Source organism: Leuconostoc litchii (genome assembly GCF_008107645.1).
Classification (GTDB): Bacteria; Bacillota; Bacilli; order Lactobacillales; family Lactobacillaceae; genus Leuconostoc; species Leuconostoc litchii.
Genome location: NZ_SDGY01000001.1, coordinates 675,411 through 688,617, shown reverse-complemented (window position 1 = coordinate 688,617; position 13,207 = coordinate 675,411). Strand labels below are relative to the sequence as shown.

Sequence of the window (13,207 nt, the reverse complement as noted above, 5' to 3'; positions counted from 1 at the left end):
ATGACCGTAAAAAGTTATATTGATGCCATCCGTGAAGCCATGGACTTGGCATTAGAAAAAGATAATGATGTAATTATTTTTGGTGAAGATGTTGGTGAAAACGGTGGTGTATTCCGTGCTACAGATGGGCTTCAGGCAAAATATGGTGAAGAACGTGTGTTCAACACACCATTAGCTGAGTCTGGTATAGGTGGATTGGCTATTGGTTTGACTACACAAAATTACCGGCCAGTGATGGAAATTCAGTTCTTTGGTTTTTTATTTGAAGTGATGGACTCTATAGCTGGACAAATGTCGCGTAATCGTTTTCGATTTAATGGGACTAGAAATATGCCAATTGTTGTTCGTTCACCATATGGTGGTGGGACAAAAACACCTGAAATGCATGCTGATAATTTAGAAGGCATTGTTGCACAAATTCCTGGTATTCGTGTTGTAATGCCGGCTAATCCAGCAGATGCTAAAGGCTTACTGTTGAGCTCTATCGAATCTAATGATCCAGTTGTGTTTTTAGAGAATTTACATTTATACCGTTCATTGAAAGGAGAAGTACCAGAAGGATATTATACAACACCTCTAGATAAGGCCGCAGTAGCACATGAAGGTAGTGATGTATCAATCATTTCTTATGGTGGTGGTGTACCAGTTGCTTTGAAAGCAGCTGATGAACTGGGAAAAAATGGTATTTCAGCAGAAGTCTTAGATTTGCGAACAGTGTCACCGCTGGATATTCAATCGATTGGTGATACTGTTACTAAAACAGGTCGTGTTGTCATTGTGCAAGAAGCGCAAAGGATGGCTGGTATTGGTGCTACTGTTATGAGTGAGATTTCTGAACGATTTATTTTGAGTTTGAAAGCACCGATTGGGCGTGTCGCAGCTCCTGACTCGGTTTATCCATTTGGACAGGCAGAAAATGATTGGATGATTAAACCTGATGATGTGGTAGCAAAAGTCAAGGAGGTTGTAAATTATGACTGAGATTTTTAAAATGCCAGATATTGGAGAAGGTATGGCAGAGGGAGAGATTACTTCTTGGCTAGTTAAAGTCGGTGATACTATAGCAGTCGACGACCCAGTTGCTGAAGTTCAAAATGATAAATTAATTCAAGAGATGCTATCACCTTACGGTGGGAAAATTACTAAGCTATTTGTCAATGAAGGGACAACTGTTGAGGTTGGTGATTCACTGATTGAATTTGATGGTAACGGTGAAAATGATGTAACTGATGGACAAAATAGTACTAAGAACGTTACAGGTGTAGCTACTCAAGAATCAACAAGAATAGCAGAAATTACAAAAAAAGATAACACAGAAGAATCAGCGGTGAAGGTAGCTAATGGGCGTATTCTAGCGATGCCTTCAGTTCGTCATTTAGCGTATGAAAAAGGAATTGATTTAACGCAAGTGCCGGCTACAGGACGTCATGGACACGTCACGTTAGCAGATGTTGAAAACTTCCAGGGTCCAACTTCAAGCATTCCAGAACAACCAGCGATTAGCACGTCTACTTCGGAAATGCCACAACAATCGGTTATTACTTCAGATGAAACGAAGAAAGAGAGCTTGCCACGTGAAGGGCGACAAACGATGGCACCAGTACGAAAAGCAATTGCAAAAGCAATGACGTCACAAGCTTCCATTCCAATGGTTACTAATTTTGATTCGGTTACTGTTGATAAATTGGTAGCTCATCGTAAGACCTTTAAGGAACCTGCTTTGATGGATAGTGGGGTTCATTTGACCTACTTAGCTTATGCGGTCAAAGCACTTGCAGCAGTTGCCAAGAAGTTCCCAGAACTAAATGCTAGTATTGATATGCAAACACAAGAAATTATTTACCATGATGAAGTGAACATGGGTATTGCGGTTGATGCACCAGCAGGATTATATGTACCAGTGATTAAGGGGGCAGATCAAAAATCTATTTTGACAATTGCTGAAGAAATTACGACACTTGCTGAAGCTGTTCGTGATGGATCAATTAAGCCAGCTCAAATGCAAGGCGGTACGATTACTATATCTAATCTTGGCTCTGCTCGTGGTACTTGGTTTACTCCGATTATTAACGGTAAAGAGGTAGCGATTTTAGGATTAGGTTCAATTTTGAAAGAACCAATTGTGAATGAAGATGGAGAATTGGCTATTGGTCAAAATATGAAATTGTCTTTGACTTATGACCATCGTTTGATTGATGGTATGCTCGGACAGACTGCTTTAAATTATTTGAAAAAGTTATTAAATGATCCGGCTTATATGTTGATGGAGGTGTAAATATGGTTGTTGGTGCACAAGCTCGCGATGTTGATACAGTTGTTATTGGATCCGGACCTGGTGGATATGTTGCTGCCATTCGCGCTGCTGAACTTGGCCAAAGTGTTGTTATTGTTGAGCGCGATCAAATCGGTGGCGTATGTTTAAATGTTGGTTGTATCCCATCCAAAGCGTTAATTAATGTTGGTCATCGTTATCGTGAAGCTACTGAAAACACGCCATTTGGATTAAGTAGTACAGATACAACGCTAGATTGGCAACAAGCGCAACAATGGAAACAAAATAAAGTGGTTCACACACTCACTTCAGGCGTAGAGATGTTGCTAAAAAAACATCATATTGAGATTGTAAGGGGTGACGCTGTATTTAACGACAACCAAACCCTCAATATTTTGCAAGATGATGGACATGAGTTATTGCAGTTTAATAATGCCATTATAGCTACAGGATCAAGACCAGCTGAAATACCAACAATGCCATTTAAGGGACGTGTAATTGATTCTACAGGAGCATTGAACTTAACAAAAATTCCGAAGCGATTGATTATTGTTGGTGGTGGTGTTATTGGTTCAGAAATAGGTGGCGCATATGCTAATCTTGGCACGGAAGTAACGATAGTTGAAGGACTAGATCATACCTTAAATGGGTTTGATGCTGAAATGACAAAACCAGTTTTAGATGACTTTACAGAACATGGTGGAACAATTATAACTAGCGCAACGGCTAAAAAAGCAACACAAACTGCCAAAGATGTAACATTAACTTATGAAGTTGATGGTAAGGAACAAGATATTATTGGTGATTACTTATTGGTTGCGGTCGGTCGTCGTGTCAACACGGATAGTATCGGTCTGAATAACACAGATATTAAAGTAACAGATCGAGGATTAATTGAAACTAATAATCAAATGCAAACATCTGTCTCACATATTTATGCTATTGGAGATGTGGTTGCTGGACCACAATTGGCCCATAAGGCCAGTTTTGAAGGGAAAATAGCTGCATCTGCGATTTCTGAAGATCCTCAGGCACATGATTTGCATTATTCTCTACCATCAGTTGCTTATACACAATATGAATTGGCAACTACTGGAGAAACACCCGAAACAGTCAAGGATAATCATTTAGATGCTAAAATATCAAAGTTTCCTTTTGCTGCAAATGGCCGAGCTATTTCAATGGATCAAGCTGTCGGTTTTGTACGATTAATTAGTGACAAAAAAACAAATGCGTTAATTGGTGGACAAATTGTAGGATCAACTGCATCAGATTTGATTTCAGAATTATCGTTAGCTATTGAGAATGGATTAACGATACAAGATATTTCATTAACAATACATCCACACCCAACGTTTGGAGAAGCAATCATGGACACAGCTGAGTTAGCAGATGGCTTGCCGATTCATATTTAACGGAAAAGATTGATCAATGTAGGAGTGTAATATGGCAACATTCATGACAAATGATAACGTACGATTGCATTATAATATCTATGGACAAGGAACGCCTATCATTTTGATCGCGGGTTATTCCGGTAATCAAGCGTCATGGACTGCACAAATTTCTCCCTTACAAGAAGCAGGTTTTCAGGTGATTACGTATGATCGGCGTAATCATGGTGAGAGCGAAACTGTGAATTATGGCATGCGTATATCGCGCCATGGGAAAGATTTAGCGGAGTTAATTACAGCATTAGAACTAGAAAAAGTTATTTTACTTGGTCACTCAATGGGAGCTAGTACAATTTGGGCATATCTGTCGTTGTTTGGTGATGAGCACGTTAAAGCAGTGATAACGGAAGACCAAGTACCTAAAATTTTAAAGGATGATACTTGGTCATATGGTATTTTTAACGCAGACATCACCATGCTTTGGACAGCAGCTGAAAAACTACCACATACCAAGTTAACGCATGCTAAAATATCAAAAGATATTAAATTGTCACTGTCAAAAGCCTATCATCCTTTTGATTTTAAATTTAATGAACCTTTGTTGCTAAATAGCTTTATTCAGGATTGGCGGGATGTTGTCAAGCGTACACGAGTACCACAGCTCTTTTTAGCAGGGCGTCATTCGCCATTGTGGCCGTCACAGCATGTCGAAGTACTACAAAGCTTGGCAGTAAATGATAGTGAGACGTATATTTTTTCTGATGCTGGACACATACCACACATCGAGGAGCCTGCATCCTTTAATCAAATATTGATATCTTTTTTAAAAAATCAATGAGATTATTTATTGAAAGTATGTGACAAAAATTTTATTTTAATGTAATATGAGATTGTCCGAGTACAAGTAAGTTTCTGGTACAAACTTGGACTTTCTTTTTTTCGGAAAAATCTGATTGAAGTGAGGGGAATGATGAATAAAATACAATATAGTAAAATTGTTGAGATAGCAGTGATGCTATTTATATATAATTTTTTTGCGAAAATAGCTGTCACTATAGTTCAAAAAACATTACCTAATTTTTATCAAATAAACACAAGTACATGGCACCATTTACTTAATTCACTCTTAAAGTATAAAATTGAATTTATCAGCCTTGCAATCGTGTATCTGCTATTGTGGTATTTATTTGCAGGTATAGTCTTATTTTTTCTTCGACGTTCATGGGGAGAAAAAAACGGCAACAGCTTTATTAGGCAGTTGTTTTCTTATAAATTGCATATAACTATCTTCATTTTGATTGTACTAATGGTACCATTAGTGTCATTTGGACTTAAAATACCATTTGCACAGTATTTTTCTATACCTAAAACATTTATTGACATGCTTAGTAGTTTTTGGATCAATATTATTTTTACACTGGTATATGTTGCACTGGTTTTATTATTTATCAAATTCAGACATATAATTTACTATACAATTTATAAAAATCAAACATTATCAATGGCGATTAAAACAACTGTAGAAGAAAAAATGTCTTCAGGACTACAACTATTTGTTAGATCGTTTGTTACAGCTGTGCTTTTCGGGGGTTTTTCACTATTTATTTTATATGTTATTCAACAGTTAGCTGATGCATTTTTCGATATTACTTTCAAACGTACGATTGCTAATATTTTGATTGTTTTATCAACTGCTTTGATGTACGTTATCAGTGCTTATGTTTTGAATTTGTATATTATACTTTTGTCAACACATCAAAAACATGAAAGCAGTCAAAAAATAGCCTATAAATCGTTATTGTTTCAAGGTGCGATTTTGGTGTTGATTGGTATGGGAAGTACTTTCATCTCTGGTCGATATTTTATCACGCCCAGAGGACAGTATTTAGTTATTGCACATAAGGGAGTTTCTCAACTTAGCGCGGAACCAAATTCTGTTAATTCACTTAAGAATACGATAGCAACTAAACCTGATTATATTGAAATTGATATTCAACCAACAAAAGATGGTGTATATGTTCTGACACACAATACAAAGGTGACAACTGTTTCAGGTAAAAATATCGATATATCAAAAACGAATTGGTCTGATTTGAAATCTAAAAAAATTGAGGAAGCTGGACATCAATTTTACTTATCCAGCTTTTCGAAATATCTTGCTGTTGCTAATAAAAATAAGCAAAAACTATTGATAGAGTTAAAACTTAACGACACAGCTACTAATAAACAGTTACAGCAGTTTGTTAATAATTATGGTCATCAAATGGTGAAAAATCATAGCCAAATCCAGTCAATGAATCAAAATGTTGTGAAGCGATTACATATGTATACAAATTTAACTACAGGATTACTCTCACCAGTCAAAAATAATATCAATCGCAGTAAAGTAAGCCAATTTTATGCGATTGAATACTCTAAAGTTGATGCTGGGTTATCAAATAAAATCAATCATTATAATAAAAATTTGTACAGTTGGACGGTCAACGATAAATTTGATATTGAAACGGCTTATATGTTGGGCGTTTATGGTGTTATTACTGATAAACCAAAAGAAACTAGAGAGATATTACAAAATGTTCGTAAAAATATGAGCTATCATAGAGCCTTTATAAGTATGGTTTTTAGTCAGCAAAATGATATTTAATCTTTATTTTCAATACTATGTACGCCCGCGAGGGCTTTTTTAACGCAATGATTTTCTATATCCTGCTGCTTGGGCTTCTGCTTCACTGTTGAAGTAAACCGCATTACTACTATTCATATAATAGCCAGCTTGACCAGGAACATGGTAAATATGTGATTTTGCATTTCCAATAATTTGTTGGCTTTGACCAGTGTAAGTTTGTGTTGTAGTAGACTGGTCTTGGGAAGCTTGCGCAGCTGCTGCACTAGCTATGGACTGTGATGCGGCAGCTTGTGAAGAAGCCTGTGCGACACTAGATTCACTGGCAGCCTTTTGATCTGCTGCCAGTGATGATTGTTCCGCTTCAGAGCTAGCTCTAGCAGAAGAAGCTGCCTCTGAACTGGCTTTTGCGGATGAACTAGCTGCCTCAGAGCTCGCTTTCTCTGATGAAGCTTTTTGAGCTGCTAAATCCGCTTTTTTATGTAACGTGTTTTGAGCTGTACCATCAGCGTAATTAATAATGGCATTTGAACTATCATTGTTAAGATAAACAACAGTTGCGCCATCGTTTCCGTTTTCTTCACGATATGATTTGAGACTAATTTTAATCTTTTGTCCAGAACTGGAATATCCCAAGTAGGATAGGCGAATTTGTTGTGGTAAAAGATTCTGACCGCTATACATAGGTGTAACTTGGTAATCTAAGCGGCTGCTTTTATGCTTTTTAAGCCAGTTGGCGAGACCTTTTTCATAATAAGGCATAGCTTTTTTATTGTTGATGTTTGTTTTCTTTAGTGCACCTTTGTTAAGATAAGCAGTTTCAGAAACTAAATTTTTTGCTTCGTCTGTTAAACCACTAAATTGATAGTCAATAAGTTGACCGCGGTTGAAGAGCGACGATTTATGAATAGAGCCTTTGGATTTTTTATAGTTAAATCGATAATTATGCCATCCAACTGGATTGTGTTGCAATTTGTCTAACTGTTTTTCGATTGGCTTTTCTGAGTAACTGAGTTGTATATGTGCATCAACAGCGCGCTGCTGGCTATCTTGGTTAACTAAGACTAACTGCTTTTCGTTTTTAAAATCAAGAGGGTGTTGTTCAGCACCACTCAAATTGTCATTATGATAGCTATTAGCAGAAATGTCCACGGAAGGATATACGACGCTAGTGAAAATCACTAAAACAATACCTAGAGCTGTTTTTTTCAATAATCTTAACATAAATAAATTCTCTCCCGAACAGTTTAACGTGAATATTTAGCACGTAATAAACATGTTTTATTTATGTGATTAAAAAGTATATTAATAATTTAATTACAAAACCATCATACTTTCGTAATTATAATACTTATAAATTATGATAGGCAAGTATAAATTGTATAGTAATTGTATAGATAGTTATTTTAAAATTTTTGTTTGAATAAGAAACATTGGTGTAATAGGAAATGTGCATAATAAAAAAGATATGCAACGGGTACCGCATCTTTTTTATTATTTATATTTTTAAAGTGCAATTCATGACACTTTGATGATATAATTTAGAATGTAGTTGAATCTTCAATAATTTCATGCTTTACTGATTTAAAATTATTAATTTTATTGAAAAGTTCTATTGTGGGATGTTACTATAAGGACCATTAGCTCAGTTGGTTAGAGCAAACGGCTCATAACCGTTCGGTCGTTGGTTCGAGTCCAACATGGTCCATAGAGAGACTATTCTATTAGCAATGCTAATAGAATAGTCTTTATTTTTAACAAAAAATGAGAAAGTGTGACTAAAAGCGTATAATACAAATTAGAGGAGGATGAAAATGTCCGATATATTTTTAAGAAAAATACGTAATATCATTGGCTTTGATGCTATTGTGTCAGTGATTTTTGGTGCTTTGATACTTTTTTGGCCTACACACAGTGCTTCGGTGGTGGCTGCCTTAATTGGGTTAGCTTTTATTGCTATTGGTCTGTCTCATGTCATATCTGTTTTTGATCGAAAAAATGAAGATGGTTGGGTTCGTGTTGGGAATTTTGTTATTGGTGCCGTATATTTTATTGCCGGTGTGTTTACTTTCATTAACCTATACGCTGCAACAACCTATCTCTTTATCGTGATTGGTGTGTTGGTCGGTATTACATGGATAATTGAAGGATTTATCGCACTTGGATCGGTTAAATATTATGCACAGAAAAGATGGAGTATATTTTCAGCAATAATTAGCATTGTTGGCGGTGCTACAATGCTTTTTGTGCCTTTAGTTAGTGCTATTTTCCTCTGGCAACTACTAGGTATCTCATTACTAATTCTTGGTATTTTTAAAATGTTATATTTTGTTGCTTGGAAAAAGTGAGTTTCATTCAATTAGCGATGATACCGTCTGCTTAGATTAATTCTGACCAGACGGTTTTATGTTATAATCAAATCAATTTTAAAATTTAAAACTACTTGATAAATTACTAGAATTTCAAGATATATTATATTTAAAAAATAAAAGAATGTGAGGAAAAATATTTTGCCAGAAACCAAAACGATATTGAAAAAGAAAAAAACAACGCCACGAAAAAAATCTAAAGTTAAAAAGAATTTAGTGATTGTCGAAAGTCCGTCAAAGGCGAAAACAATTGAAAAGTATCTTGGTCGCAGTTATAAAGTGGTTGCAAGCTTAGGACATATACGTGATTTGCCTAAATCAACGTTGGGCGTAGACGTCGAACATGACTATGATCCTAAGTATATTAATATTCGTGGAAAAGGAGATGTAATTAAAGGATTACGAAAAGAAGCAAAAGCTGCCAAAGCCGTATATCTAGCTTCCGATCCGGATCGAGAAGGAGAGGCTATTGCTTGGCATTTACAGCATATTTTAGATTTAAATCCTGAACAGACTAATCGTGTCGTTTTTAACGAAATTACAAAAGACACTATCAAAAATGCATTTAAGACACCGCGCGTGATTAATCAAGATTTAGTTGATGCACAACAAGCTCGTCGTATCCTAGATCGACTAGTTGGTTATTCTATTTCACCTATTCTTTGGAAAACTGTAAAAAGAGGATTGTCCGCTGGGCGTGTACAATCTGTTGCTTTAGGATTAATCATTGCGCGTGAACGAGAGATTCAAGCATTTGAACCGGAAGAATATTGGACATTAGATTCCGTTTTTACAAAAAATCGGGCAAAATTCAAATCAGTATTTTACGGTTTTGATGGTAAAAAGCAACCATTACCAGACAATGCTAGTGTTCAGGATGTGTTAAAGCGAATTGACAAAAATGAAACATTTAACATTGTTAAAGTGGATGTTAAGCAACGTAAACGACAACCACAACCACCATTTACGACATCAACGATGCAGCAAACAGCGAATACACAGTTGAATTTTAGAACACGTAAAACAATGATGGCTGCGCAGCAACTTTATGAAGGTATTAACCTGGGGAAAGGGCTAGGTCAAGTTGGCTTAATTACTTATATGCGTAGTGATTCAACACGTATTTCATTAGTTGCCAAAAACGCTACAGCTCAATTCATTCACGATACTTGGGGTGAGGAATATTCGCAACATAAACCTGTGACGGGTAAACTACCGGAAGGCGCGCAAGATGCTCACGAAGCAATTCGGCCATCTGATGTTACAAGAACCCCAGAATCTATTAAGGATAAATTAACACCAGACCAATTTAAGCTCTATTCTTTGATTTGGTCTCGGTTTGTTGCAAGTCAAATGACCCCAGAGATTTTAGATACTATGGCCGTTACGCTTGAACAGAATGGCGTTATTTTTCGAGCTAATGGTTCTAAAACAAATTTTGAAGGGTTCACAAAGGCCTATCCAACTGCCAAAAAAAAGGACAATGTTTTACCTGATTTGAGCGAGGGGGATAAAGTGAAGTTGGCCAATACCGACCCTGAACAACATTTTACATTGCCTCCAGCACGTTATTCTGAAGCTGCTTTAATTAAAGCGTTGGAAGAAAATGGTGTTGGTCGACCATCGACTTACGCACCAACGTTAGATACAATTCAACGTCGTAACTATGTTCGTATTGATGCGCGAAAATTTGTGCCAACTGAACTAGGCGAAATTGTTCAAAAAATTGTTGAGGAAAGTTTCCCTGATGTAACTAACATGAAGTTTACAGCAGCCGTTGAACATGAATTAGATGAAGTTGAAACTGGGCATAAACACTGGGTGCCGGTTATTGACTCGTTCTTTAAACCATTTCAAAAAGAAGTTGAAAAAGCAGAAACATCTCTTGAAAAAATTATTATGCATGATGAGTTGGCAGGAATGGACTGTGAAATTTGTGGTGCGCCTATGTTAGTTAAAATGGGTAGATACGGTAAATTTTATGCCTGTGCACGTTTCCCAGATTGTCGAAATACGAAAGCCATTGTGCAGGAAATTGGATTGTTGTGTCCAAAGTGTCATAAGGGACAAATTGTTCAGAGAAAAACAAAACGTGGCCGTACATTCTATGGTTGCCAAAGGTATCCTGATTGTGACTTTGTAACATGGGATAAACCAACTGAAAAAACATTAGCTGATGGAACAACACCAAAAGATGATGTAGAAGAAAAAGAAGCTACAAAAAAATAAAAGCCACAGTTTGTTGTGGCTTTTATTTTGATTTGAATATAGATTTATTGGGCCGTAAGTATGTAAATCCTTCCCCAAGTTGTTCTTGTGTTGTAAATATAGAAACAAAAGCTTTAGAATCAATTTTATCAATAATATGTCGTACGGTGTTGACTTCGGATGGATCGACAACAGCATAGACAACACGTTGATCTCGATGCGAGTAACCGCCTTCAGCCTTTAGTAAGCTGGTACCACGTTCAAGTTCATTCATAATTGCATGAGAAATCTCTTCTGGATATTGTGTAAAGATCATGAACGATCTTGCATTATAGGCTCCTTGTTGCGTTATATTCACAACCTGTGAAAATACGAAAGAGGCAATTAATGTGTACATCATGTGTACAATATCAATATATACGAGTGACAGCAACAATACGCAAGCATCGAGGATAAACATGGTACGGCCAATTGGTATACTAAACTTTTGCTCCACAATGCGAGCAACAACGTCACTACCACCTGAAGTACCACCGAAGCGGAATACGAGGCCTAGGCCAAACCCAGCAACAATACCAGCAATGATACCGGCGATTAACATATCATGATGTAGTGCAGGGGGAGTGGGTATAATTTGCCACAACCATAGCCATGATGATAGAGACACAATGCCCCAAATAGTATAAATTAATGAACGTCGCCCTAATATTCGATAACCAATAAAAAGGAGTGGTATGTTTAAGAGTAAGTTTGAATATGCAGGGTTCCAATTGAATAGTGCGCGGAGAATCAATGTGATACCGGATATTCCGCCCTCAGCCAAATCATTGGGAATATTAATGTTAACTAAGCCCCAACCATATAAAGCGGTACCAACTGCAATCATACATAAATCTTTAACAGAAATGCGTTCTAAATTAGTCGTCTGCATTATCAACACCTCACCATATTTCGTAAAATTAATCATACCACACATATGGTAGGAAATTTATTACGGTATTTGATATAATAATAGTTAATGATTAGAGGTTAATATGGCAGATTATAATAATTATAGAAGACCACAATTTTATAAAAAAAAGCACCCAGTACGAAATTTCTTCATTGTGTTGGTAGTTTTGATTATTATTGGGCTAAGTATTTTCATATACTTAAACTATTCAACCGCTCAAAAAACAACGACACCTATCGAACAGAAGGCAAGTACGAATAGTACAGTTGATGAGACTTCTGATTCTACTTCAGAGGAAAGCGACTCAAGTAGCTCAGAGAAAACATCAAGTGAATCAAGTTCTTCGTCAAGTAGCTCTAGCTCTTCATCTTCGAGCAGTACGTCTGATTCATCTCAATTGAAAGGTAAAACTATTAGTGAGGCCATTCAATGGGCTAAAGCTAATAGGAGTACTTATTCTTGGAATATCACGTCGGGTGGAAATGATGCAATCGTAACACAAATCACCGACGATGGTACAAATATTAGCTTTACAGCATCGGCTGCTCAATAATGGCTGATAAGATTTTAACAATCGCTGGATCTGATTCACTTTCTGGTGGAGGTATTCAGGCGGATTTAGCTACGTTTAATGAGTTTGGGTATTTTGGATTAAGCGTCATCACAAGTATTGTGACAGTAACGATGGATAATTTTCGAATTTCACCAGTTGATGTCGATTTGATTAGAGCGCAATTGGATTCAGTATTAGCTTTGGATGATATTGTAGTCATCAAAGTTGGTTTGTTACCGACGGTTAATATCATTGATTTAGTTGCTAATTATTTATCACAGGTAAACGTGCCTATTGTGGTTGATCCAGTGATGGTCTTTAAAGAGTCGGACACTGCAAACACTAATTACTTAGCTGATCAAATTAAGCAAAAGTTGTTACCGTTGGCTACTGTTGTTACACCAAACCTAAGTGAAGCTCAAATGCTAAGCAATATAACAATTAAAAGTATTGATGATATGAAAGTAGCAGCGAAAATTATTGCTGATTTCGGTGTTCAAAATGTGGTGATTAAAAGTGGTGCAAGACTTCCTGGAAGTAAAGTTATTACGCTTTTGTTTAAAGACAATCATTACAAAGTATTTGAACAAGACAAGATAGTGACTGTATTACCGATGAATAATGGTTCAGGATGCACTTTTTCATCTGGTATTGCGGCAAACATTGCAAGAACAACGATAGAAAATGCTATTCTTGATTCAGAATCATTTGTTCGTTCAGGTATTGAAAACGGTGTTCTATTAAATAAAAACTTTGAAGTAGGGAATGTTTGGCAAGCTGCTAGACGGTTGCGAAAAAACTAAAGAGAAGCGACAGATTATTATCTGTTGCTTTTT

General features: G+C 36.4%; 11 protein-coding genes and 1 tRNA gene. 10 read left to right on the top strand and 2 right to left on the bottom strand.

Going from position 1 to position 13,207, the window contains the following annotated elements; all coding sequences use genetic code 11:
- The 5 genes from ESZ47_RS03435 to ESZ47_RS03415 all read left to right on the top strand — a co-directional run bounded on the left by ESZ47_RS03435 (position 1) and on the right by ESZ47_RS03415 (position 6,310).
- Entirely contained in the window at positions 1–981 is a 981-nt protein-coding gene (locus ESZ47_RS03435; RefSeq protein WP_148604766.1) for an alpha-ketoacid dehydrogenase subunit beta, read from the top strand.
- The gene (locus ESZ47_RS03430; protein WP_148604764.1) at positions 974–2,275 is read left to right on the top strand and encodes a dihydrolipoamide acetyltransferase family protein; all 1,302 of its coding nucleotides are present in this window, start codon (positions 974–976) and stop codon (positions 2,273–2,275) included. Before ESZ47_RS03435 ends, ESZ47_RS03430 begins: the two co-directional genes overlap by 8 nt.
- A 2-nt stretch (positions 2,276–2,277) precedes the next feature.
- A complete protein-coding gene (gene lpdA, locus ESZ47_RS03425; protein WP_148604762.1) occupies positions 2,278–3,687 on the top strand; it encodes a dihydrolipoyl dehydrogenase in 1,410 nt (469 codons plus the stop codon).
- Between the two features lie 31 nt (positions 3,688–3,718).
- A complete protein-coding gene (locus tag ESZ47_RS03420; RefSeq protein WP_148604761.1) occupies positions 3,719–4,504 on the top strand; it encodes an alpha/beta fold hydrolase in 786 nt (261 codons plus the stop codon).
- Positions 4,505–4,636: 132 nt separating this feature from the next.
- A complete protein-coding gene (locus ESZ47_RS03415; protein ID WP_148604759.1) occupies positions 4,637–6,310 on the top strand; it encodes a glycerophosphodiester phosphodiesterase family protein in 1,674 nt (557 codons plus the stop codon).
- Positions 6,311–6,349: 39 nt separating this feature from the next.
- On the opposite strand, the gene ESZ47_RS03410 is transcribed toward ESZ47_RS03415, so the two are convergent.
- Positions 6,350–7,513, bottom strand: a complete 1,164-nt coding sequence (locus ESZ47_RS03410) for a DNA/RNA non-specific endonuclease (protein ID WP_148604757.1) — start codon at positions 7,511–7,513, stop codon at positions 6,350–6,352.
- A gap of 410 nt (positions 7,514–7,923) precedes the next feature.
- On the opposite strand from ESZ47_RS03410, the gene ESZ47_RS03405 reads away from it, so the two are divergent.
- From ESZ47_RS03405 to topA, 3 genes are all read left to right on the top strand, one after another.
- Positions 7,924–7,997: transfer RNA gene (locus tag ESZ47_RS03405), tRNA-Ile, on the top strand.
- Between the two features lie 106 nt (positions 7,998–8,103).
- Positions 8,104–8,637: an HdeD family acid-resistance protein gene (locus ESZ47_RS03400; protein ID WP_148604755.1), complete on the top strand. Its 534-nt coding sequence runs from the start codon at positions 8,104–8,106 to the stop codon at positions 8,635–8,637.
- Positions 8,638–8,799: 162 nt separating this feature from the next.
- Positions 8,800–10,887: a type I DNA topoisomerase gene (gene topA / locus ESZ47_RS03395; RefSeq protein ID WP_148604753.1), complete on the top strand. Its 2,088-nt coding sequence runs from the start codon at positions 8,800–8,802 to the stop codon at positions 10,885–10,887.
- 22 nt (positions 10,888–10,909) lie between these two features.
- Here topA and ESZ47_RS03390 read toward each other — a convergent pair whose 3' ends face one another.
- The gene (locus ESZ47_RS03390; RefSeq protein WP_148605724.1) at positions 10,910–11,797 is read right to left on the bottom strand and encodes a YitT family protein; all 888 of its coding nucleotides are present in this window, start codon (positions 11,795–11,797) and stop codon (positions 10,910–10,912) included.
- A gap of 103 nt (positions 11,798–11,900) precedes the next feature.
- On the opposite strand from ESZ47_RS03390, the gene ESZ47_RS03385 reads away from it, so the two are divergent.
- Both ESZ47_RS03385 and ESZ47_RS03380 read left to right on the top strand, forming a co-directional pair.
- Positions 11,901–12,371, top strand: coding sequence for a hypothetical protein (locus ESZ47_RS03385; protein WP_148604751.1), 471 nt, complete (start codon positions 11,901–11,903; stop codon positions 12,369–12,371).
- Complete coding sequence (locus ESZ47_RS03380; RefSeq protein ID WP_148604749.1) at positions 12,371–13,174, top strand: hydroxymethylpyrimidine/phosphomethylpyrimidine kinase; 804 nt, start codon at positions 12,371–12,373, stop codon at positions 13,172–13,174. The genes ESZ47_RS03385 and ESZ47_RS03380 overlap by 1 nt, the downstream gene beginning before the upstream one ends.
- The last annotated feature ends 33 nt before the right edge of the window (positions 13,175–13,207 follow it).